The sequence below is a fragment of the Robbsia sp. KACC 23696 genome, from assembly GCF_039852015.1.
GTDB lineage: Bacteria > Pseudomonadota > Gammaproteobacteria > Burkholderiales > Burkholderiaceae > Robbsia.
The window spans coordinates 1,473,995-1,500,689 of record NZ_CP156627.1; the positions used below are offsets into that span (position 1 = coordinate 1,473,995).

Here is a 26,695-nt window from a genome sequence, read left to right on the forward strand (position 1 = left end):
CGAAGTAAAATTCCCCACCCTGTTTCTTCGGTGATCAGCCGACTCGTGAGATCAAACAGGCTCCTTTCGTGGCCGTCCTGGACGCCGACGCGGTGCATCGCCCATTGACGCATTTAGCGATGGCTGGCGAGTGCGCAAATGTTCGGGAAGCAAGTCGGCATGCTCACGGAGTCGATACGAGGATCCTTCGATCTGTATGACAATGGCATGGTGTAACAGTCGGTCGAGCAAAGCGGCGGCGACAACGCTGTCACCGAACCCCTCGCCCCATTCGCCGAAGCCACGGTTCGATGTCAGGATCATCGCGCAGCGCTCATAACAGGCATTGACGAGCTGGAAGAATAAATTTCCACCGTTCGAGCCGATCGGCAGGTAACCAATTTCGTCGACGATCAGCAGGCTGTGACGAGTTAGAAATCGCACCCGCTGTGGCAAATTGCCTTCGCGCTCAGCCTTGGCCATTGAATTGGCAATGTCAGCGAGCGAGCCGAAGTACACGCTTTTGCCTGCACGGATCGCTTCGTTGCTGTGCACGCAGCGCTAGGGTGTGTGACGGGAGCCGCTAGCGGCACCGGTTGTGCCAGCAGTGCAATTGGTGGTGCGGTTTCCGCTGGACTGAACCCCATCATCGATGGCAACGGAACGACTCCGGCAGCACTAGAAACGGCGATCACGACGTTGGCCGGAGGTTTGGTTGCTGATGCCTTGGGGCAGAACGGAACGGCTGCGGCAAGGGCAGCAGAGAACGAGACGCTCAATAATTGGCTGAATCACGTAAAGATCTTTCCGGGGCAGCAGTCGCAGTCGCAGAAGCTGGATGCTGCGCAGGCAGGATGCGATAGTAACAGCGCGGGTACGTGCGGGACGACAGCCACGTTGATGCAGACATCCGAAGCGAATGACAAGGCTCTGGCCGCCGCGTGTCAGTCTCCGGCCTCGTTTGCATGTGCTTACCAGAAGACTTTAGCCTATATGGCGGGCAACACTGTTTCTACAGTCAACGGTGTGACCGTTGCCGCAGCAGCGTCGCCACCTACGTACACCGCACCCAGCCAAGCAGCGGCGATGCTTGACAATGCGCTTTCGGGGCCGCTGCCTGGGATCTTGGCAGGGGTGACGTATGGACTCGGCGGGTCGACTGAGACTGCGTACTACTTGTCCACTCTGGGCGTCGCCGCCGGTGGCGTTACAGCAGGTTTGGCTGGACTCGGTGGAACCAAGACAGTTGGTATAATCTCTGAGGCTACAAACAGTGGGCCTAGTTCCCCGGTGTCTAACTCGGGCGGCGCAGCACGGGCGGCAGCAAACCGCGGCAATTGGTCTAGCGTTTCTTTGTCTGAAACCATTGAAAACATCGCTGGACCGAATCCCGTAGTTTCGAATACCAATTCGGGGAAGACCGTCTACACTAATCCCACTACCGGCACCTCTGTCGTATACGACAACGCTGGCAACTATTATCGGGTACAGAGTGCTACCGGCCAGTACTTAGATCAGAGCGGGAACCCCATACCGAACAATGTTCCTTTGATCGGTAGCAATAAGACGACGCAAACTGGGATTCCATCCGGTATTCGGCAAGGCTTGACCCATTACAACAATAGTGACCCTGTCAAATAGGCGAGTGCGTATGAGGATGCAAGTCTCCAAAATTTTTGCGGTTCCAACGGAGCAGCACTCGGGACGGCCGGTCGAGTTTGAGTTGTCGGGCATCTTGTCAGAATGGTTGTTCGCGACAAACTTCTGGCGAGAGTTCAATGCTGGGCATGGAACTATGTTCGATCAGTTTGAAGAGGATGAAGTCGATGCGGCGATTGTAAAGTCGGTGTCGGCGGCGTTGGAAATGCAGATCGAGGCACTGCGTTTGAGCGATACGCAATCTGTTGAGTTCGTGTACAGGCGGTTGCAGGATGGTCAATCGCTGACGGCAAACACTTCAAAATCCGATCTGCTATCGGAGTTGGTTGCGCTGGATGCTTTTCTGAAGACTGCTGCACAGCAAAATCCGACTATGGCATTTGCTCTCTAGCAGAGTTGCGGCAGCAGGAGGACAAGCTTGCGCCGGTTATTGCCGGGACAGCAGCCTTAAGACGAACCCGGCCACGTGACGGGTTTGTGCTTTATTGCGTTGGCGAGCGTTGCGACGTGACCGTACGAAATACGCAATTCGTCGCTGGCCGGGCGCTTGGCGTGCGAGACTTAAAACAGCCTTTGCGCGACTTCCTTGCGGGCGTCCTCGTTGCCGTGCATTTCCTTAATTCCTTTGATCGCGCGTTGAAGCCACTCGTCGGCAATAGCGCGATGTGCGTCGTGCTGCTGATCGGCCGGTGCGGTCGTCGCGACGTCACCCCGGAGTTGAGTAGCACGAGGATTTAGAGTCCAATCAGGTAGTTAGGAGATTGGGCATGAAGAAGCGGTTCAGCGAAGAACAGATCATTGGGTTTCTGCGCGAGGCGGACGCCGGCTTGCCGGTCAAAGAGCTCTGCCGACAGCACGGATTCTCCGAAGCGAGTTATTACCTTTGGCGCAGTAAATTCGGCGGTATGAAAGTGTCCGACGCGAAGCGCCTCAAGGAGGTTGAGGCGGAGAACTCGCGCCTGAAGAAGTTACTGGCCGAGTCGATGCTGGAAATCGAGGTCACACGCGAGGCGTTACGAAAAAAGGGGCGAGCACACCGTCACGCCGAGATTTGGTGCGCCATGTGACTCACAGCGGCTTTAGCGAGAGGCACGCGCTGCGGGTGATCGGCATGAGTGCGAGTTCTTATCGCTATGCAGCGGCAGCGGATAAGAATCACGCCTTGCGTGAACAGATTGTGGCGCTGGCGCAGCGGCATCGCCGATACGGCGCGGGAATGATTTATTTGAAGCTGGGCCAGTCGGGCTTGGTGGTCAATCACAAGCGCGTGGAGCGGCGGTATGCCCAGGAGAACCTGCAAGTACCTTGTCGCAAGCGCAAGAAGGTGCCGGTGTCTGAGCGTCAGCCCTTGGGCAGGCCGTCAGCAGCGAATCAGATGTGGTCTATGGATTTCGTGTTCGATGGTACCGCCGAGGGCCGTGTCATCAAGAATTTGACGGTCGTCGACGATGCGACGCATGAGGCCGTGGCGATTGTTCCAGAGCGGGCCATTGGAGGACACGTTCTCACGAGAATCCTTGATCGACTGGCGTTACTGCGCGGCTTACCAAAAGGGATTCGGACAGACAACGGGAAAGCGTTCTGCGGTAAAGCGATGCTGAGGTGGGCGCATCGGCGTGGCGTGAGGTTGTTTCTTATCGAGCCTGGCAAGCCAAACCAGAACGCTTATATCGAGTCGTTCAATGGCCGATTCCGCGACGAATGCCTCAATAAAAACTGGTTCACGAGTCTTGCCCATGCACGCGTTCTGATCGAAACATGGCGCAGGGAATATAACGAAGAGCGGCCGAAGAAATCACTGGGCGGTCTGACGCCAATGGCTTACGCTCAGCAACTGACGGCGAACGCCATCATATCAACCCCGGATTCTGAAGCCCAATGCTACTGAAAACGCGGTGACGTCGCTGTTAACGCAATCCCGGGCGGGGACGGGGTGTCTCGTTGGAAGTTGACTATACCCGGGGAATATAAAGGGCGTTCAGGCGCTTTTGAATATATTCGAGAACCAGATGGCACAATCAATCACAGACTATTCGTACCGAATAAATAGATAATGACGATCGCAAAGATTTTGGATTTATATGCGCGAGGTGGCCGAAGCCTTATCGGCAATGGTTTGGATGAAGCGGCACTTTCGTTGCCAGATGCTAAGGTTGCGCTTGAGTTATTTGCAAGCCGCCGTTGGCGTATATTGGGCGGCGACGTGTATTGCCTATCCGAACAACAAAGCCTCGAGTCGACTTATGAGAACTGGTCATACGACGGGAATGACTTTGGTCAAAGCGTTGATGTAGCGCGCAACTACTTAGCCTACCTTGCTCAGCGAGATGTCTACATTGTATTTGTCGTTGATGAGTGCAGGTAGAATGCGACCGCCCGAGATTTGGATTTACCTTGTGAATTTTTTGGTCAAATATGAGTGACCCTTTTTCGATAAGATGAACCACGCCGGGTTTCGTGGAGGCCGGTTCGATTGTAAGCGCGAATTTCTCCCCACCTAGCTTCTGATCTTAATCAAGATCACGATTGCGTCCGCTACTTCAACTTGCGGACGCAATATGACAGACCCTGAATTTGACTTCCTGCCCCTGCGCGTCAAGCGTCTGAGCACCAACGGCAAGCGCTGGTATGACGTGGCCGACAAGCGCCGTCTCGTCGCTGCTTGCGAGCAACCCGGTGCCTCAATCTCGGGTTTGGCCTTGCGCGCCGAGATCAACGCCAATCAGCTCCACAAGTGGATCCGCTTAGAACAAGCGCGGCGACGCTCGCAACAGGCCAAGTCCGCCGCGCCAATGTTCGTCCCCGTCGTCAGGGGCACCGCCGACATCGCGCCGGTCGCATCCTCCCACGTTAATGGCGTTGCCCCGGCGGCTTGCCTCAGCGCACAATTGCCCAGCGGCGTGACGCTGCGTCTGGAAGGTCTCGGCCGTACGGACGCGACGCTCGTCGAGGTGATGATCACCGCACTGAGCGCGCGCTGATGTTTCGCATGGACGACGCCTTGTGCACCACGCTCAAATCGCAGGGGCTGATCCATGGCGACGAGACGACGGTGCAGGTGCTCAAGGAGGCCGACAAGAGCGCACAGAGCCAGTCGTATATGTGGTGCTACCGCAGCGCCGAGGACAGCGCCGAACCGGTGGTGATCTATAACTACCAACCGGGACGTGGGCAAGTGCATCCGCAAACCTTCCTGGGAGACTATGCGGGGCTGTTGATGAGCGATGCGGCGTGGCGAACCGTCGAGGGCCCGACACCCCTAGGGTGCTGGGCGCATGCAAGACGCGCCTTCGTGGACGCGGCCAAGGGACAGAAGAAGCCGAGCGAGCGCATCGCACAGGCGCTGGAATACATCAAAGTGCTGTATCAAGTCGAGGCGCTTGCCAAGGGCGATCTGCCCGATGACCAGACACGTCACGACTACACCTATGAACTGCGCCAGAAGCACAGCGTGCCGGTGCTCGATGCCTTCAAAACGTGGCTGGACACGCAGGCACCACTGGCCTTACCGAAGTCGCTGCTGGGCGGGGCGATCGGCTATGCGAGAAACCAGTGGCAGTATCTGAATCGCCATGTTGAAGACGGACAAGCGCCCATCGATAATAACGTCCTCGAACGCGACATCCGTCCCTTCTGCACAGGGCGAAACGCTTGGTTGTTCAGCGATACGGTAGCCGGCGCTGAGGCCAGTGCGATGATCTACAGTCTGATGCTGACGTGCCGTGCAAACGACGTTGAACCGTATGGGTATCTGTTGCATGTTCTCGACGAACTGCCGCAACGGGCCACAAGCGCAGACATCAGCGACTTGCTACCGTTCAATTACGCCAAACAGCAACGCGCCGTAAAGGCATAACGCACCCCTGATGCCACGCCTTACCCGCACGATCCTGCGGGCGTCTCCCTATGCATGCTCACGTGGGGAGAAACTCGCGCTTACCGTTAATCGCCTACTCCGACTTGCTTGCTTGACTCGTCGTCGGTATGGCCTTTGCGACATCGTCCGCAGCCTTGAGCGCCTCCCCAAACTTCGGAACCAGACTCATGGCTGCTTCATCGAGGGCGTTCACGGCATGCGGTAGATCCTCTAGAAGCCCCGAGTAGGTGAAGTAGCTATCGGGATCGCTGATTTTCTGAAAATATAAGGGTTTCGTGAAAATCGGGGTCAGCGACTTTGCATCGAAAATCACTACGCCACTGAACACTATACGGCTAAAAGAGTTGAGCGGCCCCGGCGCTTCCCGCACCGTAGCCTACCTCTGGAATAATAACTGCAATCGTATTGACTGATTTCAGCTTATCAGCATTGAACTTAGGTGGGCTTGCGCAAGCTGACAGTAGGGAGGCAGTAGCTAACAGCCATAAGGCATAAAGTCGTGAGCGTGTCATTGTTTGAGGGCGCTGAAAGATCGGTCTAATTTTCTAAACCGTTTAACGTCTCAATGCGCAAAAACTTTAGCCCGATAGAACATCCGATTTTCCCAGAAAATTCACTCTGCGACATGTCGAATGATAATAACCGATGTTCGATGGAGGCTAGCGATTAAAGGCAAGCAGGCGAGATCCATGAAACCAGGCACGGCAGGGCGTGTTTAACAAGCAGTTCAAGCATGAGTTGGTGCAGCAGGCGTATGCCCTCTGGTGTCTCGATCACGGCTCTCGCTCCAAAACAAGTGCGGACCTACATGCGCACCACACCCTCGGTCAAATTGGTCGGCACAAGGTGCTTTCGCCCGACGCTTCCGGCAGTCCGCCGGTGACCTAATTTTGATATGCGCGTCAGGCGTAATGCGCTTCAATACATTCATTTGGAGCGCAGTCCTATGCCGATCACCACTACGCAACACCGACAACGTGTCGGTCGATTTCGGCGGGATGCCACCTCGGATGCGTTGGGTCCAAAGCAGACTTCCGATCATGTCGGACGGAGAATCTTTCTGGCCAATCGATATGCAAGACATCACGGCTAGTTATTTTGCGGCAACTGACATAGAGAAAGCGGAATATAACGAAAGAGGCGATGGCATATGGGAGGATACCTTCACGAAAATCGTCGCGAAGATGTCGCCCGAAGGCGCGGCGAGAATCGACCAATCCGGTATGGTTCCGATGTCGGCCGTTGATGATTAACGCTAGTAAATGTCGACATCGGCCGCAACCGATAGGGCTTGTCCGGACGGCAAGCGTAGCATCAGGTTCACCTTCTGTTAGATTACCAGCGGACCTATCGGTGTCCATGTCCTCATGCCGGACGCGTAGCGTTCTGCCGTTGCCCTTCCACGCATCCGTCTTGGGCATGTACGTTTCCGGCGACACGAAGGCGGCGCCGCCGCTGTCCGTGCGGCCGAGCTTGTGCACTTGTTCACGACGCCAGCGCGAAAGTTGGGTGCGATTGATCGCGTTACGCTAGGCGACGACCGCCATCGAGACACCAGGAGACATAGCCTGCTAAGCAGCGGCGGCGGTCGCACCCACTCCCTTTCAACACTCAACTACAAACGAAGCTACTCGCGGCGTTGACATCGCCGCCCTGATAACGCGCCACTTTTGGGTACGGGCAAAGCGGCCGCGTGCGTCCTGCTCCCCAGTCGGTGGGCACGTCGGCGTTCGGCACGGCATTGCTCGCATCGCGCGCGGTGGCGAGCACGCTTTCCGGTGCCGTGCCTTGCTCGACCCATGCAACGAGCGGCGTGAGCATGTCGAACTGGTCGGTGCTCGGACCGCCGCTGCAATGGTTCATGCCGGCGATCGTATAAAGACGTGCGAAATTCGATGCGTCGCCGCCGTTCGCTGCGGTGAGCCGTTGATACCAGTCGGTCGTGTCGTTCGACGAAAACACCGGATCGCTTGTGCCGTGATAAACCATCAGCTTTGCCCCGCGCTGCTTCAACGCGCTGAGATTGGTTTCATCGGGCGGCGTCATGAACGACCAGGCGGACTCGGTATACACGCCGCTTGTGGCGAAGATCTTCGGCGCATCGGTGTCCATGTCGAAGTTCAGCGCGTACGCGGACAACTGGCTCACCACGGAAGCGGCTTGCGGCGGCGTGGTGAACGTGAAGGCGGCCGCGGCCGGGTCGAGCGTGATCGAGTTGGCCTGCTTCCACGCCGACCAACCAGCGCCGAGTCCGGCATCGTATGGGAAGCTTGCATAGAGCGCCGTCCCAGCACTGTTGCGCGCGCCCGAGAACACATTGCCGATGGCGTCCATCTGCGCGCTCGTCAGGCACGTGCCGTCACGAACGTTGTTTGTGCAGGTGGGGACGTCGGTGGCAAGGTTGAAGTTGGCCTGGCATGCCTTGATATCCTGAATGAGGCCGTCCGTCACACCATCGAGCGCATCGCACTTCGACAGTATTTTCGACGCCACCATTTGCCGTTCCGTCGAGGTGAAACCGGTAGTGATATCGGGCAGGCCGTTCGAGGTTGTCGCAGTCGCTACTTTCGCAAACTGCTGCGCGCTCCACATTTCACCGATGGCCGCCTTCGGCAGGTGAACGCCCGGATCGCCCGCGATGATGCCGTCGTACTCCGCCGATGAGCGCGCCGCCGCGACCAGTGCATGACGTCCGCCATTGGAGCAACCGTCGAAATAGCTCCGATCGGGGGCTTTGCCGTACGCCAGCTTGATGACCTGTTTAGCCATCGGCGTGAGCGTGGCGACTGCGTTGTAACCATAGTCGATCCGTGCCTGCGGATCGAGACCGAACAGGGGATTTTGCGCCGCGCCGTGCCCTGCATCCGAGCTGATGACCGCGAAGCCCATGTTCAACGCGTCGCTGGTGGGGCCCCCGCCGCCGATTTCGCCGGTGGCCGTGAGCACATTGCCGTCGAGTCCGCCGTTGGCCTGGTAAAAGAAGCGTCCGTTCCACGCAATCGGCAGGCGCATTTCGAAGCCGATCGCATAGGTCTTGCCGTCGACGCTACTGACGCGCTGATTCATGCTGCCTTGAATCAGACAATGTTCGGCGATCGGTTTGCCGACCACGGTGAGCGTGCCCGCGGCGACGTCCGTGACCGTGCTGAAGACGGTGTTGGAGAAAGTGAGCTTTGCAGCGAGTGAAGCGCAATCGCCGACCAGCGTGGCGGGCGTGGCCGCGCTCAATTGCGTCAATGCGGACGCGTTGTCGCCGATGCTGCCGCCGCACCCGGCGAGTGCGAGCGCTGCGGCGGACGCCAGTGCGATAGAGGTGCACTTCATGCTTTGTATCCTAGAAGGAATGACGAATGCCGACCATGACGCCGGTCTGGCCCGTGCCTGCGGCGGGCGTCGTGCCACCACCACCGCCGCTCACCGAGTACTCCGCCTTCGCGCTGTTCGCGAGGTACGACGCTTGCGCGTAGACAGCGGTGCGCTTCGATAGCAGATAGGTGGTGCGCAGCGTGCCCATCGTCGCGCGCGTGTCGTGCTGGGCATTCGCGATGTGATAAATCGCGCCGTCGACGATGAAAGCCGGCGTCACGTTGTACGCGGCGGCCACGAAGAACAGATTGGAGCGCACGCTCGCAACCGTGTCCGCGCCCGGTTCGACGCGACGGTTAAGCCATCCGATCCCAAGTTTGGTCTTGCCGAGTTTGGCGTAGGCGCTCACTTGCGCGCGGATGTCCTTGTCGGCGGCGCTGGTGAGGGGTGTCGGCGTAACGCCATCGAAGAAGTTTGCCGCCGCGGTGCTGCCGCCACGCTGTTCTTCATACGATGCCGCGACGCCGAATTGCGGTGCGTCGTACTTCAGCATCACGGACCATTCCCGGCATTGCGTCGTCTGCCCGGCGACGGATCCGGTACAGGTGCCCTGGCCAGGCGAGTTGCCGGTGCCGGTCGCATCGCGCCCGAACGAGTAGCTCGCGCCGAACGTGAGGCCCGCATAGCTGCCGAGGTAAACCACCGAGTTGTCGGCGCGGGCATTCGGTACGTATGCGTCAAGCGAGCCCAGACCGTAGATGTCCGGGCCGATCAGGTCCGCGCCCATCAGCGCGAGATAGGTCATCGTGTACTGGCGGCCGAACGAAACCGTGCCGTACGGACTCTTAATGCCGACGAACGCTTGACGTCCGAACATCCGTCCGCCTTGGCCTTGATCGCCGGCGCGCACGTTGAAGCCGCTTTCCAGCGTGAAGACCGCGCTATAGCCGCCGCCCAAGTCTTCCTCGCCACGCAGTCCCCAGCGCGAAGGCAGTTCACCCGTCACCGACGGCATGCGAAACACGCTCTTACCCGCGGCGTTCGCGTGCGATACGTATTCGATCCCGGTATCGATAATGCCGTAGAGCGTTACGCTCGATTGGGCCGCTGCGGCACCGCTGATAGTGCACAGTGCAGCACCGATTAATAGACGTGCGGATGGTTGCATGAAAGGGTTTCTCCGAACCGTTGAATGAAGAAGGGCGTATTGTTGTTTTGCGCTTGGGCTCAGGCTTTCTCGTGACGACGGCTAGTTTTCGGCGCGTGGACGGCGTAGCAGAAGCAACGCGGCGGCTGCCGCGATCACCGTGACGGGAATGCTTGCGCCGATCACAGTCGAAGAACTACGCCCCATCGCCAGCAATTGACCCGCTGCGAGCGGACCGACCACCGAGCCGATGCGGCCAACCGCAACCGCCGCACCGACGCCGGTACCACGCATAGCGGTCGGATAGAACGCGGCAGAGAGCGCATACAGCACCGATTGGCCGCCGATCACGAACATCCCCGCGAAGAACGCCGAGGCGGCTAGCGCACCGAAGCCGTGCGCCGTCGACAGCATCGCAAGCGAGTCGATGATCCCGACGTACATACCCGTCACCACGAGACCCGAGCGCATGCGATCCATCAACATGCCGATGCACAGCGCCCCGATGCCGCCACCGATATTGAAAAAGATCTGCACGTAGCCGACGTGCGCTCGCGTCAGACCGCTTGCAGCCATCAGCGAAGGCAGCCAATTCAGCAGAAAATAGAGTACGATCAGCGTGCAGAAATAGCTGACCCAAATCTGCACGGTCGAGAGACCACGTGTGCCGCCGAACAGGATTTCGCCGACCGGCGCGGGCTTGGCTTGACCATCGCGTGATGCGGTGGTGAACGCCTTCGAATCCGTGAGAAAGGCCAGCAGCAGCGGCACGAGCAGAAGCGGCCCCACGCCGCCGACGTAGAAAATGTGACGCCACTCGACGTTTCCCGCACTCAACACGCCGATCGCCGACGCGATCACGCCGCCGAACGGAATGCCGCAATACATCACGCTCACGGCGGTGTTACGCAGGCGTGGCGCGACCGCTTCCGATGACAACGCGATCAGATTCGGCAACGCGCCGCCTAATCCGATACCGGTCAACACGCGTACGATCACGAGCGTGTGGAAGTCGCTCGCCAGCGTGGTCATGATCGACAGCAAGCCGAACAGGCAAGCGGATATCACGAGCACGCGCTTGCGACCGATACGGTCGGCGAGTCTTCCGCCGAACATCGCGCCGGGTAGCAAGCCGAACGTCCCGGCGCTAAACGCCAGTCCCATTTGCCCGACGGACAGACCAAACTCGTGCGCCATGCGCGGTGCGGCGACCCCGACCGACTGCAAGTCGAGTCCTTCCAGCAGGGCGATCGCAAAACATAATCCGAGGGTTACGAACGTGCCTGCCCGGTTCGACGCTGCCGTGACCACCGCGGCATCGGACGTATGCAATGTTCCGGATTTCTTCACATTAGTTATCCTTATTAAACGACGTGGTTTTTCGGTTTCGCCGAATGGCACCAGACGCCGCGTCGCCGTCCTGCACGACGGACGAGCTCGGCAGGCGAGCGTTAGATCATTGTCGAGGCCATGAAAGCGGCGCGGCCGTCGCCCGACGAACACCGCAGCGTGCTGTGCATCGTTTCGATGACCAGGCTACGGGGCTCGCGTTTCTAGGCGTTGCGATAGGTCTCCACACGCAGCATCGTGGACTGGATTTAATATCAGGAAGGCTGATAATACAAGCGTAAATTGTTCGGTGAAAACACCTAGCAATTCGGTGACGGAACGCGAGGGGGTGCGAGCGGTTCTAGCCGCGCAGATTACGAACGAACGTTTCGAGATGGGTTTGGACGGCCCCGGCAGCATCGAGTTCGATGCCTGCCATCATCTGCTTTTCGATGGTCTTGACGGCCTGCTCGCATTCGCGCAGCACGGTGCGCCCTTCGTCGGTGAGTTGAAGCAGCACGATGCGCCCGTGCGTCGGGTCCGGTTTGCGGCTCACCCAATTACGCGCGGCCATCGCGTTCATTACTTCATTGGCCGATTGCGGCGTGATGAACGACCGCTCGGCGACCTGGGCGTTCGACGCTTCCCCTTTGGCTTCGAGCACGGAGAGCGCGGTGAATTGCGCGAGCGTCAGACCGAGTGGCGCGAGCGCTTCGGTCATGCGACGCCGCAGGATGCGGTCGAGACTGCCGATCACATAGGTCAGGCGCAGGCTGGTACGACGCGTGCGCGTGGCGGTGGGCTCGGCAGGCATAGTGTGATTTTTGCTCATCGTGGACAGGAAGTTCGGGCTATCCCGCATCTTAGCGCGGCTGAGCCCGATTCCGACACCTAAGGGTTTGCACCAGGAACGTGAATTTCCGCTTTACATATCAGGAAGCCTGATATTGAATGTGGTTATCGGGTTGCGATCGCAGCCGACGTTCACGGAGAAAGCAGATGCGTTATGAAGGCCGTTGGAAAACCGTCAAGGTCGATGTCGCGGAAGGAATTGCATGGGTATCGTTCAATCGACCCGAGAAGCGCAACGCGATGAGCCCAACGCTGAACACGGAAATGATCGAGGTGCTCGAAGCGGTCGAGCTCGATGCCGAAGCGCAGGTCCTGGTGCTCACCGGCGAAGGCGATGCGTGGACTGCCGGGATGGACTTGAAGGAATATTTTCGCGAAGTCGACGCCGGCCCCGAGATTTTGCAGGAAAAGATCCGCCGCGACGCATGCCGCTGGCAATGGCAACTGCTACGGATGTACGCGAAGCCGACCATCGCGATGGTCAACGGTTGGTGCTTCGGTGGCGGTTTCTCGCCGTTGGTGGCGTGCGACCTGGCGATCGCCGCCGACGAAGCCACGTTCGGCCTCTCCGAAATCAACTGGGGCATTCCGCCGGGTAATCTGGTGAGCAAGGCAATGGCCGATACCGTCGGGCATCGTCAAGCGCTGTATTACATCATGACGGGCGAGACGTTCACGGGGCAGGAAGCGACGCGGATGGGCCTCGTCAATAAGAGCGTGCCGCGTGCCGAACTGCGCGAGGTGACGCGTGCGTTGGCCGGCAAACTGCTCGACAAGAACCCGGTGGTGTTGCGCGCGGCGAAGCATGGCTTCAAGCGTTGTCGCGAACTGACGTGGGATCAGAACGAAGACTATTTGTACGCGAAGCTCGATCAGGCGCAATTGCGCGATCCGGAAGGCGGCCGGGAGCAGGGCCTGAAGCAGTTCCTCGACGAAAAGGCGATCAAGCCGGGTCTGCAAGCGTACAAGCGCTGATCGGTCGCAACGACGTGACGTTCTGATCACGCGGACCACTGCGAAAGATGCGGCGAAAAAGACTGCGAGGAGACGGCAGACATGCAAGAAGTGACCTTGTTGATTGGCGGCGAAAGCCGCGGTGCGTCGGACGGAAAGACCTTCGAGCGCATCAATCCGGCGACCGGTCGGGCGGCGTCGCGTGCGGCAGCCGCCACGCCGGCCGATGCCGACGCGGCGGTCGAAGCGGCGTCGGGGGCCTTTCCGGTCTGGTCGGCGCTGGCACCCACCGAGCGCCGCAAGCGTTTGCTGGCGGCAGCCGATCTGATGGATGCCCGCACGACGCAATTCATCGAAACCGGTGTCGCCGAGACGGGTGCGATGCCGAACTGGTATGGCTTCAACGTCATGCTGGCCGCCAATATGTTGCGTGAGGCTGCGGCGATGACGACGCAGATCGACGGTGCCGTGGTGCCTTCCGACATCCCCGGCAGCCTCGCAATGGCGGTGCGCCAGCCTTGCGGCGTGGTGCTCGGCATGGCGCCTTGGAATGCACCGGTGATCCTCGGCACCCGGGCAATTGCCATGCCGCTGGCGTGCGGCAACACCGTCGTGCTCAAGGCGTCGGAAGGTTGTCCGGGCGTGCATCGCTTGATCGGCAGCGTGCTGGAGGAGGCCGGTCTCGGCGATGGCGTGGTCAATGTCATCACGCATGCGGCGGAAGATGCGCCGGCGATCGTCGCGCGGCTGATCGCGCATCCGGCGGTACGTCGTGTGAATTTCACCGGCTCGACGCGCGTCGGGCGCATTGTCGCGCAACATGCGGCGACGCATCTCAAGCCGGCATTGCTGGAACTCGGCGGTAAAGCGCCGGTGGTGGTGCTAGACGACGCCGATCTGGATGCGGCGGTTTCAGGCATTGCCTTCGGTGCGTTTTTCAATCAGGGGCAGATTTGCATGTCGACGGAGCGCGTGATCGTCGACCGCAAGATCGCGGATGCTTTGGTGGAGAAGCTTGCGGCCAAGGCGCGGACGTTAAAAGCGGGTGACCCGGCCGCGACGGACTCCGTGCTCGGCATGCTTGAAAGCGCGGGTGCTGCGCAACGCATCAAGACGTTGATCGACGATGCGCGCGCGAAAGGCGCGACGTTGCCGGTTGGCTGCAAGGTCGATGGCGCTGTGATGCAGCCGGCGATCGTCGACGGGATCACCGCCGACATGACGCTGTATGCCGAAGAATCGTTCGGTCCGGTGGTCACGGTGCAGCGTGTGGACGGCGACGAGGAGGCGATTCGAATCGCCAACGACAGCGAGTACGGACTCTCGGCAGCGGTATTTAGTCGCGATATGTCACGCGCCTTGAACGTGGCGAAGCGGATTGAATCGGGTATCTGCCATATCAACGGCCCGACCGTGCACGACGAAGCGCAGATGCCGTTCGGCGGCGTGAAGAAAAGCGGTTATGGGCGATTCGGCAGTAAAGCGTCGATTGCAGAGTTCACGGATCTGCGTTGGATCACGATTCAAAGCGGCCCTCGGCACTATCCGATCTGAGCGTTGCGATCGCGCTTTCCACAAAGGAGACAGGCTTTGCATTCCGAGCCGATACAAAAGAACCCCGCCGACGCGCCCAAGCACTACCGGGCGACGACGATTGCTGCCTCGTCCTTGCACGCGCAGCAGCAAGGCGACACGTGGTATCTGCGCGCGGCCGAGCCGCTCGGCGCGCATCCGCACCGTCTGACCGAACGGCTCGTGAGCGGTACGCGGGCGCATCCTGAACAATGGTTGGCGGCACGCCGAGGCAGCGATGGTCGATGGATAGGCTTGTCCTACGCCACCGCGCTGCAAAGTGCACGCGCAATCGGCCAGGGCCTGCTTGCACGGGGTCTGTCCGCTGAACGGCCGGTCGTGATCCTGTCGGGCAACGATCTCGAACATCTGCAACTCGCGCTCGGCGCGATGTGGGCGGGCGTGCCGTATGCCGCGATTTCTCCCGCCTATGCGCTGGCTTCCGGCGACTTCGGCAAGCTGCGCCATACGATCGATTTGCTGACACCGGGTCTCGTGTTTGCAAGCGTCTACGATACGTTCGCGAAGGCAATCGACACGACCGTGTCCTCCGATGTCGAAGTGGTGGCCGCGACATTGCCACGAGCAAAGCCGGCGGCACGCGACGTGACAGCATTCGAGGATCTGCTGAACACACAGCCCACCACGGTCGATGCGGTGCACGCCGAAGTGAGTCCGGACGCCATCGCTAAATTCCTTTTCACCTCGGGTTCGACGAAGCTGCCGAAGGCCGTGCCGACCACGCATCGCATGCTGTGCAGCAATCAGCAGATGCTGCTGGAGACCTTCCCCGAGTTCGCGAAGGAACCGCCGGTGCTGGTCGACTGGCTGCCCTGGAACCACACATTCGGCGGCAGTCATAACGTGGGGATTGCGCTCTACAACGGCGGCACGCTCTATATCGACGACGGCAAACCGATCAACGGAAAATTCGAGGAAACACTGCGCAATCTGCGTGAAATCGCGCCCACTATCTACTTCAACGTGCCGAAGGGGTGGGAGGAGCTGGCGATGGCGCTCGAACGCGACGGGCAATTGCGAGAGACGTTTTTCTCACGCGTGAAGGTGTATTTCTTCGCAGGCGCGGGATTATCGCAAGCAGCCTGGGACCGGCTCGAACGCGTCACCGAAACATATTGCGGCGAGCGCATACGCATCATGGCGGGGCTCGGCATGACCGAGACGTCGCCGGCATGCTTGTTCACCACGGGGCCTGTCAAGTGCGCGGGCTATGTGGGCTTGCCCGCGCCCGGCTGCGACGTCAAACTCGCGCCGGTTGGCGACAAGCTTGAGGCACGTTATCGAGGGCCGCACGTCATGGCGGGATACTGGCGTGCCGACGCTGCGGAATGGCGCAACACATTCGACGAAGAAGGCTACTTTTGCAGCGGCGACGCACTGCGCTTTGTCGACGCGACGCGGCCAGACCTCGGATTGTTGTTCGACGGGCGTATCGCGGAGGATTTCAAACTGAGTTCGGGCACGTTCGTGAGCGTCGGTCCGATGCGAGCGCGTGTGATCTCCGAAGGTGCGCCGTACGTGCAGGACGTAGTCGTCGCCGGCATCAATCGCGACGATGTCGGGCTGGTGGTGTTTCCGCGCATCGACGACTGTCGGCGGCTAGCGGGTCTGCCTGCCGCGGCGACGCCGCAAGAAGTAGTGGAAGCACCCGTCGTGCGCGCGCACTTCACCGCGTTGCTGCACGCGCTCAATCTCGGGGCTACCGGCGGTGCGACGACCATCGCGCGTCTGCGGCTCATGGATGTTGCGCCGTCGCTCGACCTCGGCGAGATCACCGACAAAGGGTCGATCAATCAACGCGCGGTGTTGACGCATCGTGCCGCGCTCGTCGACGCAATGTACGACGTTGCGCAGCGCGATCCCGCGGTGATCGTCGCGGGCGCAACGGTTTGACATGAAGGGATGTGATGTGCTGCGGAATGCGTGAAGTTCTTTTTCCGTGATCTTCCCCGGTACGACGCGTGCACGCGTGCCGGGTGCAGCGGAAACCGCGCCCGAACGCGACTTCGAACACATTTGCGTAGGCGGTGCATCGCTCGATACCCGTTTTCCGCGTGAATATCGCATTTTCATGCGGATTTCGCTCGTTCCGTTGATACTAGCGTGCGACAGGCACGTAGATGATCCGACCCGACCTTCGTCTTTAACGCGTCATTTTAATAGGATAGGACAGACGACCACGTTCTTTAAAAACGCATTGTTTTTTTCAGCGTGATTTCGAAAACGGTGCCATTCGCGGTTTTATTTGAGATAGAGTGATAGTGCGGAATAACCGCTGTCTAAGATCATAATATCTTTTTTAAAAAAACGATAAGCTATGGAATTTCTTGTCAAAGCCAAGTTCAAATGTCCGGTTTTAGGGCTTTTTCCTTTTTCTCTTTCTTTGTTTTTGGCGGCGAAGCCGCCCAGTTCTTAGGCGTTTTCAAAATCAGCTCGTTGATCATTTCCTGTGTCAATTCGCGTTGTTTAATCTTGCCCGTCGATTGCGCGGCTGATAAATCTTGGGCGGCCGTTGTTTGCGGGGAATCCATAAGCCGGCGTCATGCATCCAACGTCGGATGGTTTCCTTGGCCAGCGTAATTCGGTCACATTCTTGGAGCTTCTCGCGCGCTAGCGTGGGGCCGAAGTCGGGATATCGCTCGCGCACGATACTCAGCACCCGCGTGCGCAGATTCTCCGGCGACAGACGATTACTGGGCTTGCCGCGTTTGCTCGACGCCAGGCCAACGGCCCCCAATTGCTCATAGCGCCGCCGTAGCCGAGAAATTTGCCGGCTCTGTGAGGTTCAGACGCTCCGCAGCCTTGACGCCGCTCAGGCGCCGCTCGACGACCGCCTCGATGATCTTCACGCGTTGCAGTTCGTTCATGCTGATCGTGACCAATCCTGGCTCGTTCATCCTCGACTCCAAGAGCTGCACCTCGTTCTAGGATGCGCCTCGGAGGGTGAAAACCAGACATTTCTAAAAAGCCTTTACAATTTTGTCAAAGTTAAGTTGAAATGTCGTACCGAGAAATAAGTTGAAATGTCGTACTTCAGTGTTTTATCGTCGGTTTCGTTGTTGCTCTTTTCATCGACTTTAAGACGATTTGCTCAGCAACTTTTGTTTGACTTTCCTTGCTCTGCGCAACGTTTTCGATCGCCTTATTGAAGTCGTCACGGTTGATCTCCCGTTGTTTCTTCAGGCCCGGCAAAGTGTGCTTTGGGTTTACTAGCTCACCTCGATGCGTCCTTGATGGTGATGCAATGATGCGTCGATTATCACGCTGCGCTTGCAGGGTCTGAGCGATTTGCAGCACATGTCCAAGCCGTTTGTTCTCCACAATGGCTCCCTGATCGACGTTCGATAAACGGTCGTAACGCGTGTGCGTAAGAGGGCGTCCATGGGACTGTATTTCGACCTCGCCATCCGGGAATTCAAAAACATCAATGTAGGTATGAATCAGCGTCCGATTCGCTGGCGTGTCTTCCAATAAATACATCACGCGATCGTACTGCACAGTCAGTGTTTGCGTCACTTTGCGCAATACGCGCACCGTCAAAATCGATGACAATATTTCATCGTTTCGCACCGAACGATGTGCGTCGTGATCACTTTTGGGCGGCTTGCCGAATCGTCGGTTATAGTCTGCGATGAAGGAGGGCGCATACGCGTTGGCTGCCTCCTTTGTGCTGATTTCTCGCAACCTGAGTTCCTTGACCAATCGATCCTGCAAGGTCAAGTTTGCGCGTTCTACTCGGCCTTTTGCCTGGCTACTATTCGCGCACCATGTGTCGATATTAAGCTCGAAGCAAGCACGACCAAACTGCGTTATGCCTTTGCCAAAGCTCTTTTCCTCATTGCGATTGCCATTGATGCGAAATACCGAAAATTTATCACTGTACAGCGCCATCGGTTTGCCATGGTTGTCCAGGTGTTGGCGCAACGCCTCGAAATAGCTAAACGTCGACTCTGTCTGCGTGAAGTGCAAAGTCATCAATCGGCTTGTCGCATCATCGATAAATACGAGTAATACGCACGACGCCGCGCGTTCCTCAAACCACCGATGATCGCTGCCATCAATTTGGATTAACTCGCCCACACACGCGCGTCGATTGCGCGGCTGATGAATCTTCGGTGGACGGAGCTTGCGAGGAACCCAGAAGCCGGCAGCAGTCATTAACCGACGAACGGTAGCCACCGACAGATCAAAGCCGTGCGCCTCGCGTAGCTTCTCACAAGCGAAGGTCGGGCCGAAGTCAAGATAGCGTTTGGCAACCAAACCCAAAACACGTTCCGCCAGGCCCGGTGGCAATTGATGATTACTCGCGTGGGCACGCTTGCGAGAGATTAAACCCGCCGGACCTTCATCGCGATAACGTCGACACAGACGTTCCACCTGGCGCACGCTGAGCTTGAGTTGCTCAGCCGCTCGCCATGGCATCAACAAGCCGTCTATGACGGCTTGGATGATCTTGATTCGTCCAAGTTCGCGCATGCTCATGGTAATAGATCCAGAGTTATCCATGGCGCGCTCGCAACTAAGGTCGGTGGACGCTTAGCTTGCGCCCAAAACGAGCTCAGTGCGACATTTCAATTGATCGCAAGCACGACATTACTATTGAACGCTAACAAATTTTTTGGTGGATAATATATATTATGTTAAGTTAAATTGCTATTTAGCTCCGTTCGGCGTTCGAAGCGAAATTGGCGGTAACACTAACGCGCCGCAAGAATTTGTGCGAGGGATCGTCTCAGCCGCCCGTAGCGCTTCCTCGGTTTGCCAATCGTCTTTGATTCGAAGTCGCGGGCACATAGAGGTTCTCCTTTTCAGGCTCGCGAGACCGATGACGGTTCGATAGCCGCCATCCGGCGCGGGGCTCTGACATCCCGCAGTCGACACGGGAATGGCGGCGCAGGATCAGCCCTCGAAACCGTACAGCTTCGCCGGATTCGTCACGAACACCTGCTTCTGCCAATCCGAGCGTCCGATCCACGAGGCGAACGTATCCAGCAGCGCGGCGTCGTCCGGCTTGTGCAGCTTTTCCGTCGGATGCGGCCAGTCGGTGCCCCACAGCATCCGTTCCGGCGCCATCGCGATCAACGCCTCCGCGACCGGTGCCACATCGCTGTAGCCAGGCGCACCGACCTTGCTGTCGACATAGGGACCCGACAGCGTCACCCAGACATCGCCCTTTTCGACCAGCCTGCGCACGGTCCGGAATGCGTCGCTCTCGCGTCCGCCCGGCTCCGGTACATGCGCGATGTGATCCAGGACCAACGGGCACGGGAGCGCGGTAAGGTGCGGCTCGAGGCCCGGCAGTCGAGCGCCCTGCACCACCAATTCGATATGCCACCCCAGCGGCGCAATGCGCTTTGCCAGCGGTGCCAACATGGCCAACGTCGTCGCACCCGGATAGCTCAGGTTGAAGCGGATCGCGCGAACGCCTGCCTTATCCATCTCGGAAAGCGTGGCGGTGGTCACCGTGTCGTCGACCACCGCGACACCGCGCGCATGCTGGCCGAAATGCGTCAGCGCTTCGAGGAGGCAGCGATTGTCGGTGCCGTAGGTCGACGGTGTGACCACCACGTTCCGATGCATGCCGAGTCGCTGCTGGATATGCCGATATTGCGCAATGCTGGCATTCGGCGGCTGCAGCGTCGTGCCGGGTGCTGCCGGGAAGCGATCGTCGTAGATATGCATATGGCAATCGATGGCGCCGTCCGGCAGCCGGAAGGTCGGACGTTCGGTACCGCTCGACCAGACTTCCGCAGCCTGGGCGAACGCGTTGCGCTCTGTCAGGGAGAGCGCGGCCAGGGCCAATCCCGTATCTCGTAAAAAGTCTCTTCGGTTCTTGTCCAACATGCTTCAGATCGCCTTCGTTCGTTGTACAACCTGCCCCTGCGGTCCATTGCGCGTGAGCGACAGCAGGGTCAGGACACTGATCAGCGTCAGGACGGCCAGCGGCATCAGCGCCAAGGCATAGCTGCCCGTCGCATCTTTGACCCAGCCGTAGACGTTCACCATCAGGCCGCCGCCGAGCAGATTGGCCAGGGCATTGATCATCGCCAGCCCGGCCGCGGTGGCACGGCTGGAAAGCAGACCCCCGGTCAGCGCCCAGAATGGCCCCTTGAAGGCGTAGGCCCCTACCAGCACCGCGCTCAACATGCACACGGCCGGCGCCAGCGCCGAACTCAGCGACGTGGCGAAGAGTCCGACACCGATCAGCAGCATAGGAATGACCGTGTGCCAGCGCCGCTCGCCCGTGCGGTCGGAGCGGCGCCCCCAATACACCATCAGGACGGACGACAGGGCGTAGGGGAGCGAATTCAGCAATCCCGTCTGCATCACCGTCAGGCCGTACGATTTCAACAGCTGCGGTTGCCATACGGACAGCGTGCTCCCTGCCGCCGACGCGCACGTGTCGACCAAGGCCAGGCAGATGACATAACGGTTGAAGAAGAGCTTGTGCAGCGGCATGGAGGCCACCTTTTGGGGTCCTTTCTGCTCGCCGGACAACGCGGTCGCGAGCCAGCTACGCTCGTCTGCCGTAAGCCAGGTCGCCTCGTCCGGCTTGTTGGTGAGGAAGAACAGGCAGGCCACGCCCAGCAACGCCGTCGGAATGCCTTCCAGCAGGAAGAGCCAGTGCCAACCGCGCAATCCCTCGATGCCGTTCATCTGCAGCAGCGCCGCCGAAACCGGCGAACCGATGAAACTCGCAGCAGGGATCGCGACCATGAAGATCGCGATGATGCGGGCGCGATGCGCCGCCGGCACCCAATAGGAGAGATACAGCAGAACGCCCGGAAAGAAGCCGGCTTCCGCCGCCCCCAGCAGGAATCGCAGCACATAGAACGACGCGGCGTTATGTACCAACGCCGTGGCGGCCGACACCAGGCCCCACGTGATCATGATGCGCGCGATCCACACGCGCGCACCGTATTTCTGCAGCGCCAGGTTGCTCGGCACCTCGCAGAGGAAATACGAGATGAAGAAAAGGCTGCTGCCGAAACCGAAGGCGCTCGCGGACATGCCGATGTCGCGATTCATCTGCAGCGACGCCATGCCCACGTTGCCGCGGTCGATGAAGGCAAGCAGATAGCAGACCATGAGGAAAGGCACCAGTCGCCAGACGACCTTCCGTATCGTTCGCTTTTCGATGTCGGGCACGCTGCGCCCTTGCGGTTCTTGCATGATGGAGTTCCACATAGGTGTCGACCGAGTCGGTCATCGCGGCGCGACGGCGCCCTACCTTCGCGCATCGCGTCGGTTACGCGCGTCGGTTACACGCGTCTGCTACTTCAGGCTTCTGCCACGCGTCTCGGGGGCGATCAGCACCACGACGCCCGCCGCTGCGAAGGCCACGATGGTGGTGGCGAGGCCGAGCGTAAAGCCACCTGACGTCGATGCCAGCGCGCCGATAACGATCGGCGCGAGGAAGCCGCCGAGTCGACCGCCGTTGTAGGCCAGTCCCATCAGGAAGCCACGCGATTTCGTGTCGCCGATGATCTCGGCGAGGAACGGCCCGGAACCGGCGAAGATGCCGTTGACGCCGAAGCCGGTCAGGAAGATCGCGATCATCAACGGAACGGACGTATCTGCCGTGATGTACACGCCCACCGCGATGGCGCCCACCACCAGATAGCCGAAGAACATCGGACGGCGGCCCCAGCGGTCCACGAAAGCGGAGAACAGCAGGAAGCCCGCGATGGCGCCGAACTGCAACGCGAGCACGAACTTCAGGCTGTGCAGGAAGTCCAGGTGCTTGACGACCTGCAGGAACGTCGGCGTCCACGTGAACACCCCCCAGTACAGGTACTGCAGGAAGAAGATGAAGCTGAACGCGAGCACCATGCCGCGCACGTTGGCCTTCGCCGCGGGCGCAAAGTCGATGGACTCCGCTGTGGCGGCGGCCCGCTTGCGTTCGCGCCAGATGGTGGGTTCGGGCGTCTTGCGTGCCACGAGGAACAGGATGAAGAACGGCAGCGCGCCGATCAGGAACAGGATCCGCCAGCCGTCTCCGGTCAAGCCGCCGAAGGCATTGCCGACGATGCCGGCAATCGCGATCGACAGGATCGCGCCTACCGGCAAGCCCATCTGCATCAGTGCGCCACCTTTGCCGCGCCGGCTTGCATTCCAGGTCTCCGCCACCAAGGCGGCGCCCGATGTCCACATGCCCCCCATGCCCAGGGCGCCGCAGAAGCGCGTGATCGCGAACCAGGTCCCGTTCGGGGCCAGCGACAGCAGTCCGGAAAACAGCGAATAGATGGCGATGCACAGCATGGCCGTGCGTACACGCCCGATGCGATCGGATACATAGCCGAAGACGATGCCGCCGCCGATCTGTCCTGCCGCCGTCACGCTGGTGAACAGGCCCGCCTCCGCTTTGGACAGGCCAAACTGCATCGCGAGCACGGGCAGCAACAACGAGAGCAGGAAGGAGTCGTAGCTTTCGAACGTCCATCCCAACCCCGCAAGCGACAGCGAGCGCCATTCGTTGCGCGTGATGCTGCTGTAGCGTCGGGCTTTCGCCTCGTCGGCCGCAGTACTGTCGGGCGTGATCCGTGCGCGTATATCGGTAGACGATTTCATTTGCCGTTTCCCTGTCCGAAGGTCGCGCCAAGGCGATAGGTGTCGATCGCGGTGCTCGAGAACAGCGCCGCCCGCTCCGATGCGGAGGCCTGCGCAGCAAGGCGCTTGAACGCGTTCCACAGCACGTGGTAGCTGAACATGCCTTTGTCCACCGGGAAGTTGCTCTGGAACATGCAGCGCGACGCACCGAAGAGCGACAGGCATGTCTCGAAATACGGCCGCCACGCGCGTGCCAACGCCTCGGAAGAAGGCGGTGTCGTCGCCGCAGCGAACGGATGACCGAACACCGGCATGCCAGCGCCGCCGAGCTTCAGCCGCGTGTTTGATAACGTCGCCAGTCGACGCAAGCTGGATTGCCAAGCCGACAGTACCGCTGCGCCATCCCCTGCATACGGGCCGACGCCGATCGGGCCGCCGAAGTGGTCGATGACGACGGTCACATCGGGCGTCGCCTTCGCCAGCTCGTACAGCGCATCCAGTTGCGTGTGGTACAGCCAAACGTCCAGGGACAGCCCGTATTTCGCGAGTCGCTGCACGCCGCGGCGAAAGCCCGTCTGCTGCATCAGGTCCGGCGGCGGTGTCACGATCGTCGATTGCACCGCTGCGTCGGCATGCCACGCCAGCGGATTGCGCATCCCGCGTAGCCGGCCACCGGAGCGCTCGAGCATCTGCTCGATCACTGGGTCGACGGCATCGCCCAGCGTGAGGTCCGCACCACCGACGATCCCCTCGCACCAGCGCGTCTCGCCGTAGGCGCCGCTGGCCCCCATCGCCGCGATGCCGTTTGCAAACTCCACTTCGCCTACTGCCTGCATCTCGCGCGGACCGTCGGCGCGCAACATGGAGCGGCATTGCACATAGACGGTGGACACGATGCGATGCCCGGACGCGGTATCGTCTCGAAATTCATGGAACAGGTAGCGGCCGCTCTGTCTGTCCCACAAATGGTGGTGGGCATCGACGATAGGGAGATCGGGATCGAGGATGGGTTCCTGCCGCAACGCGAGCCAGTCCTCTTTGACCGGCAGGTGCGGCGCATGGACGATCTGCATTACGCGCTCCTTTTTCCCGGATCGCCCAACCAGGCGATCGTCAACGCGCCGATCAGCATGACGGCCGAGACGGCCATCAGCGGCAGGCGATAGCCGTCGGAAAGCTGCTTCAAGGCGCCGATCATCGACGGACCGACGAAACCGCCGAGATTGCCGATCGACACGATCAAGGCCAGGCCGCCGGCGGCAGCGCGACCGGTGAGAAAGGCCGAGGGTATCGCCCAGTACGTCGCTTGAAACGCCAGGATGCCACTGACCGTGATGCACAGCGCGATGAGTTTCAGCACCGAGCTCTCCGTATAGACGCTTGCCGTCAGTGCCACGGCGGCGATCGCCAATGCGCCCGCGATATACGGAACGCGGTGCGTCGCACGACGGGCCAGCCGCGCCCACAGCAACATGACGAACGCGCCGATGAGATAGGGCAAGGCATTCAGCCAACCCACCGTTGCATGATCCACGCCGAATTGCTTGATGATCTGCGGCATCCACAGCCCTACGCCCAGCGAACCGACGATGCCGCAGAAATTGACTAAGGCCAGCACGAAGACACGCCAGTTCGTCAGCGCGCTTTTCAACGTCGCGCCGTGTCGGGTCGAGATGTCGCGCTGCTCGTCGCGGAGTCGCTGTGACACGCTGGCTTTCTGCGCATCGGTGAGCCACGCCGCTTTCTCCGGTCCGTCGTTGAGTACAAACAGGCAGGCAATACCCAACAGCACGGCCGGCAAGCCCTCGACCAGCAAGAGCCATTGCCAGCTGTGCAGCCCGCCCATGCCGCCCAGTTGCAGCAAAGCCCCGGAAATCGGCGAGCCGATCATGTTCGCGACGGGAATGCCGACGAGAAAGGCTGCCGTGATCTTCGCGCGCCAGGGACCCGGAAACCACAACGTGAAATAGAGATAGATGCCCGGCGTGAAGCCCGCTTCTGCAATGCCCAGCAGGAATCGCGCGGCCGCAAAGCTCTTCGGTCCGACGACGAAAGCCGTCAGCATCGAGCAGATGCCCCAGCTGATCATGATCCGCGAGATCCAGCGGCGCGCGCCGAACTTATGCAGCGCGAGATTGCTCGGTATCTCAAAAATGAAATAGCCGATGAAGAACAGCCCCGCGCCCAGGCCGAACTGCTCGGCCGTCAAGCCCAGATCCCGGTTCATCGTCAGCGCGGCAAAGCCGACGTTGGCGCGGTCCAGATAGCTGACGACATAGCAGGCGAAGATGAACGGCAGGATCCTTCCAGCGCTGCCTCGCTTGCCGCATAGTCGTCGTCCGGCACGGCTGCCGCGAATCGCGTCTGGCCACCAGCCGGCGTTGCCACCGTCTGCGAAGTTCCCATGATTGCCTCCTCCGTCGCACTTCGTCGAGCGCGACTTTTATCTTATTTTTCGTCGACCCAGCACCGCGTTGCAGGGCCGTACATCACATCCGCTGCGGCCCCTGGTGCGGCAGCAGGCCCGGAATATCCATCTCGACGCTCAGGACCGTGCCGCTGGCCGACTCGGTCATGAACAGGGTCTTCATCTCCGGGCCCCCGAAACACAGGTTCGTCAGCGACGCCCCTTCCGGGCTCATCAAGATCTCGACGGGCTCGGCATGGTGATTCAATACCCACACGCGCCCCAGTCCGGGATTCGCGACGAACAGCCGGCCGGCGTTGTCGATCGTCATGCCATCGGGACCGCTCGGGCCATGCGACGTGAAGAACTGACTGACCTTGCTGACGGAGCCGTCCGGCCGAAGCGGGACCCGCCACACGCAATTGCCGCGCGTCATCGCAACGAACAGCACTTTTTCGTCTGGCGAAAGCACCAGTCCGTTCGGGCTCGGACAGTTGTCCAGCAAGGTATCGAGCTGCCCGTCGGGTCGCAGCCGATACACGCGCCCCGTTGGATCGTGCAACCCCGTCTGGCCCTGGTCGGTGAAGTACAGGTTGCCGTGACGGTCGAACGTCAGGTCGTTGACGCCCTTGAAGCGCTCCGTATTGCGGCGCGCTAGGTAAGGTCGTACCCGGCCGGTCGCGACATCGAGCAGCATCAGGCCATTGCGGTAGTCGGTGATGAGCAGATGCCGATCGTCCAGCAACTTCATGCCGTTCGGTTCGCCTTCATACTCGACGATCATCGCCCACTCGCGGAAGCGGTCGAGATGGAATATCCGGCCGTGGGGAATATCGGTCACGTACAGCGTGCCGTCCGGTGCCCAGACGGGTCCTTCCAGGAACGAATCGACCGGCATGCCGCCGCGATTCGCCTGCGCCCACTCGGTGAGCACGTCACCTTTGCGAAAGGCGTCGGGCATCCGCGCATACACTTCCGCGGTGCGCACGACGGGTTGCTTCAACAAGAACATGGGATCCCTCGGTTTGCAGAATCGTCAGAG

General features: G+C 60.0%; 21 protein-coding genes and 4 pseudogenes. 10 read left to right on the forward strand and 15 right to left on the reverse strand.

From position 1 onward, the window contains the following. Nucleotides 1-51: 51 nt before the first annotated feature. Nucleotides 52-522, reverse strand: a pseudogene (locus tag ABEG21_RS20965) (ATP-binding protein); the annotation flags it as partial. 27 nt (nt 523-549) lie between these two features. Between ABEG21_RS20965 and ABEG21_RS20970 the strand changes: the two are divergent. The 6 genes and pseudogenes from ABEG21_RS20970 to ABEG21_RS20995 form a co-directional block, all read left to right on the forward strand. Continuing rightward, nucleotides 550-1,620, forward strand: coding sequence for a DUF6862 domain-containing protein (locus tag ABEG21_RS20970; protein WP_347557346.1), 1,071 nt, complete (start codon nt 550-552; stop codon nt 1,618-1,620). A 10-nt stretch (nt 1,621-1,630) separates the two neighbouring features. Further along, nucleotides 1,631-2,029, forward strand: a complete 399-nt coding sequence (locus ABEG21_RS20975) for a hypothetical protein (RefSeq protein ID WP_347557347.1) — start codon at nt 1,631-1,633, stop codon at nt 2,027-2,029. A gap of 376 nt (nt 2,030-2,405) precedes the next feature. After that, a protein-coding gene (locus ABEG21_RS20980) for an IS3 family transposase (protein WP_347557348.1) occupies nt 2,406-3,526 on the forward strand; the annotation gives its coding sequence in 2 pieces (ribosomal slippage) (nt 2,406-2,664 and nt 2,664-3,526; 1,122 coding nt in all). A 165-nt stretch (nt 3,527-3,691) separates the two neighbouring features. Further along, on the forward strand, nt 3,692-4,003 hold the full coding sequence (gene imm40 / locus ABEG21_RS20985) for an Imm40 family immunity protein (protein ID WP_347557349.1): 312 nt from the start codon (nt 3,692-3,694) through the stop codon (nt 4,001-4,003). A 193-nt stretch (nt 4,004-4,196) separates the two neighbouring features. Beyond that, nucleotides 4,197-4,619 (forward strand): transposase, encoded by a 423-nt coding sequence (locus ABEG21_RS20990; RefSeq protein ID WP_347557351.1) that lies wholly within the window; start codon nt 4,197-4,199, stop codon nt 4,617-4,619. Nucleotides 4,620-4,624: 5 nt separating this feature from the next. Next, nucleotides 4,625-5,494: pseudogene (locus tag ABEG21_RS20995) on the forward strand (IS66 family transposase); the annotation flags it as partial. Between the two features lie 94 nt (nt 5,495-5,588). Here the strand turns inward: ABEG21_RS20995 and ABEG21_RS21000 are convergent. Further along, the gene (locus tag ABEG21_RS21000; RefSeq protein ID WP_347557352.1) at nt 5,589-5,885 is read right to left on the reverse strand and encodes a hypothetical protein; all 297 of its coding nucleotides are present in this window, start codon (nt 5,883-5,885) and stop codon (nt 5,589-5,591) included. A 670-nt stretch (nt 5,886-6,555) separates the two neighbouring features. Between ABEG21_RS21000 and ABEG21_RS21005 the strand changes: the two genes are divergently transcribed. Next, nucleotides 6,556-6,768: a hypothetical protein gene (locus tag ABEG21_RS21005; RefSeq protein WP_347557353.1), complete on the forward strand. Its 213-nt coding sequence runs from the start codon at nt 6,556-6,558 to the stop codon at nt 6,766-6,768. 358 nt (nt 6,769-7,126) lie between these two features. On the opposite strand, the gene ABEG21_RS21010 is transcribed toward ABEG21_RS21005, so the two are convergent. The 4 genes from ABEG21_RS21010 to ABEG21_RS21025 form a co-directional block, all read right to left on the reverse strand. Next, nucleotides 7,127-8,839, reverse strand: a complete 1,713-nt coding sequence (locus ABEG21_RS21010) for a tannase/feruloyl esterase family alpha/beta hydrolase (RefSeq protein WP_347557354.1) — start codon at nt 8,837-8,839, stop codon at nt 7,127-7,129. A gap of 10 nt (nt 8,840-8,849) precedes the next feature. Next, nucleotides 8,850-9,989: a porin gene (locus ABEG21_RS21015; protein WP_347557355.1), complete on the reverse strand. Its 1,140-nt coding sequence runs from the start codon at nt 9,987-9,989 to the stop codon at nt 8,850-8,852. 81 nt (nt 9,990-10,070) lie between these two features. Further along, a complete protein-coding gene (gene mhpT, locus ABEG21_RS21020) occupies nt 10,071-11,279 on the reverse strand; it encodes a 3-(3-hydroxy-phenyl)propionate transporter MhpT (RefSeq protein ID WP_347558105.1) in 1,209 nt (402 codons plus the stop codon). Between the two features lie 379 nt (nt 11,280-11,658). After that, entirely contained in the window at nt 11,659-12,111 is a 453-nt protein-coding gene (locus tag ABEG21_RS21025) for a MarR family transcriptional regulator (RefSeq protein ID WP_347557356.1), read from the reverse strand. A gap of 185 nt (nt 12,112-12,296) precedes the next feature. Here ABEG21_RS21025 and ABEG21_RS21030 point away from each other — a divergent pair, with 185 nt between their 5' ends. From ABEG21_RS21030 to ABEG21_RS21040, 3 genes are all read left to right on the forward strand, one after another. Beyond that, nucleotides 12,297-13,124 carry a p-hydroxycinnamoyl CoA hydratase/lyase gene (locus ABEG21_RS21030; RefSeq protein ID WP_347557357.1) on the forward strand — a complete coding sequence of 276 codons (828 nt, stop codon included), beginning with the start codon at nt 12,297-12,299 and terminating at the stop codon, nt 13,122-13,124. Between the two features lie 81 nt (nt 13,125-13,205). Then, nucleotides 13,206-14,657 (forward strand): aldehyde dehydrogenase, encoded by a 1,452-nt coding sequence (locus tag ABEG21_RS21035; RefSeq protein WP_347557358.1) that lies wholly within the window; start codon nt 13,206-13,208, stop codon nt 14,655-14,657. A gap of 36 nt (nt 14,658-14,693) precedes the next feature. Then, the gene (locus ABEG21_RS21040; RefSeq protein ID WP_347557359.1) at nt 14,694-16,589 is read left to right on the forward strand and encodes a feruloyl-CoA synthase; all 1,896 of its coding nucleotides are present in this window, start codon (nt 14,694-14,696) and stop codon (nt 16,587-16,589) included. 449 nt (nt 16,590-17,038) lie between these two features. Here the strand turns inward: ABEG21_RS21040 and ABEG21_RS21045 are convergent, their stop codons facing one another. The 9 genes and pseudogenes from ABEG21_RS21045 to ABEG21_RS21085 all read right to left on the reverse strand — a co-directional run bounded on the left by ABEG21_RS21045 (nt 17,039) and on the right by ABEG21_RS21085 (nt 26,665). Further along, nucleotides 17,039-17,227, reverse strand: a complete 189-nt coding sequence (locus tag ABEG21_RS21045; protein ID WP_347558112.1) for a hypothetical protein — start codon at nt 17,225-17,227, stop codon at nt 17,039-17,041. After that, nucleotides 17,164-17,593 (reverse strand): annotated as a pseudogene (locus ABEG21_RS21050) (helix-turn-helix domain-containing protein); the annotation flags it as partial. The pseudogene ABEG21_RS21050 and the gene ABEG21_RS21045, both read right to left, overlap by 64 nt. Nucleotides 17,594-17,729: 136 nt before the next feature. After that, nucleotides 17,730-19,202: an ISNCY family transposase gene (locus tag ABEG21_RS21055; RefSeq protein WP_347557360.1), complete on the reverse strand. Its 1,473-nt coding sequence runs from the start codon at nt 19,200-19,202 to the stop codon at nt 17,730-17,732. Between the two features lie 393 nt (nt 19,203-19,595). Beyond that, nucleotides 19,596-20,540, reverse strand: a complete 945-nt coding sequence (locus tag ABEG21_RS21060; RefSeq protein ID WP_347557361.1) for an amidohydrolase family protein — start codon at nt 20,538-20,540, stop codon at nt 19,596-19,598. A 3-nt stretch (nt 20,541-20,543) separates the two neighbouring features. After that, the gene (locus ABEG21_RS21065; protein ID WP_347557362.1) at nt 20,544-21,869 is read right to left on the reverse strand and encodes an MFS transporter; all 1,326 of its coding nucleotides are present in this window, start codon (nt 21,867-21,869) and stop codon (nt 20,544-20,546) included. Between the two features lie 102 nt (nt 21,870-21,971). Further along, nucleotides 21,972-23,267, reverse strand: a complete 1,296-nt coding sequence (locus ABEG21_RS21070; protein ID WP_347557363.1) for an MFS transporter — start codon at nt 23,265-23,267, stop codon at nt 21,972-21,974. Beyond that, nucleotides 23,264-24,319 (reverse strand): amidohydrolase family protein, encoded by a 1,056-nt coding sequence (locus ABEG21_RS21075; RefSeq protein WP_347557364.1) that lies wholly within the window; start codon nt 24,317-24,319, stop codon nt 23,264-23,266. Before ABEG21_RS21075 ends, ABEG21_RS21070 begins: the two co-directional genes overlap by 4 nt. Continuing rightward, nucleotides 24,319-25,652 (reverse strand): annotated as a pseudogene (locus tag ABEG21_RS21080) (MFS transporter). The gene ABEG21_RS21075 and the pseudogene ABEG21_RS21080 overlap by 1 nt, the downstream one beginning before the upstream one ends. Before the next feature lie 83 nt (nt 25,653-25,735). Beyond that, on the reverse strand, nt 25,736-26,665 hold the full coding sequence (locus ABEG21_RS21085; RefSeq protein WP_347557365.1) for an SMP-30/gluconolactonase/LRE family protein: 930 nt from the start codon (nt 26,663-26,665) through the stop codon (nt 25,736-25,738). Between the last annotated feature and the right edge of the window lie 30 nt (nt 26,666-26,695).

Excerpts from the sequence above, each read along its gene's own strand:
- ABEG21_RS20975 (WP_347557347.1), top strand. The coding sequence starts at position 1,631 with ATGAGGATGCAAGTCTCCAAAATTTTTGCGGTTCCAACGGAGCAGCAC.
- imm40 (WP_347557349.1), top strand. The coding sequence starts at position 3,692 with ATGACGATCGCAAAGATTTTGGATTTATATGCGCGAGGTGGCCGAAGC.
- ABEG21_RS20990 (WP_347557351.1), top strand. The coding sequence starts at position 4,197 with ATGACAGACCCTGAATTTGACTTCCTGCCCCTGCGCGTCAAGCGTCTG.
- ABEG21_RS21005 (WP_347557353.1), top strand. The coding sequence starts at position 6,556 with ATGTCGGACGGAGAATCTTTCTGGCCAATCGATATGCAAGACATCACG.
- ABEG21_RS21010 (WP_347557354.1), bottom strand. The coding sequence starts at position 8,839 with ATGAAGTGCACCTCTATCGCACTGGCGTCCGCCGCAGCGCTCGCACTC.
- ABEG21_RS21015 (WP_347557355.1), bottom strand. The coding sequence starts at position 9,989 with ATGCAACCATCCGCACGTCTATTAATCGGTGCTGCACTGTGCACTATC.
- ABEG21_RS21025 (WP_347557356.1), bottom strand. The coding sequence starts at position 12,111 with ATGCCTGCCGAGCCCACCGCCACGCGCACGCGTCGTACCAGCCTGCGC.
- ABEG21_RS21030 (WP_347557357.1), top strand. The coding sequence starts at position 12,297 with ATGCGTTATGAAGGCCGTTGGAAAACCGTCAAGGTCGATGTCGCGGAA.
- ABEG21_RS21035 (WP_347557358.1), top strand. The coding sequence starts at position 13,206 with ATGCAAGAAGTGACCTTGTTGATTGGCGGCGAAAGCCGCGGTGCGTCG.
- ABEG21_RS21045 (WP_347558112.1), bottom strand. The coding sequence starts at position 17,227 with ATGGATTCCCCGCAAACAACGGCCGCCCAAGATTTATCAGCCGCGCAA.
- ABEG21_RS21055 (WP_347557360.1), bottom strand. The coding sequence starts at position 19,202 with ATGGATAACTCTGGATCTATTACCATGAGCATGCGCGAACTTGGACGA.
- ABEG21_RS21060 (WP_347557361.1), bottom strand. The coding sequence starts at position 20,540 with ATGTTGGACAAGAACCGAAGAGACTTTTTACGAGATACGGGATTGGCC.
- ABEG21_RS21065 (WP_347557362.1), bottom strand. The coding sequence starts at position 21,869 with ATGCAAGAACCGCAAGGGCGCAGCGTGCCCGACATCGAAAAGCGAACG.
- ABEG21_RS21070 (WP_347557363.1), bottom strand. The coding sequence starts at position 23,267 with ATGAAATCGTCTACCGATATACGCGCACGGATCACGCCCGACAGTACT.
- ABEG21_RS21075 (WP_347557364.1), bottom strand. The coding sequence starts at position 24,319 with ATGCAGATCGTCCATGCGCCGCACCTGCCGGTCAAAGAGGACTGGCTC.
- ABEG21_RS21085 (WP_347557365.1), bottom strand. The coding sequence starts at position 26,665 with ATGTTCTTGTTGAAGCAACCCGTCGTGCGCACCGCGGAAGTGTATGCG.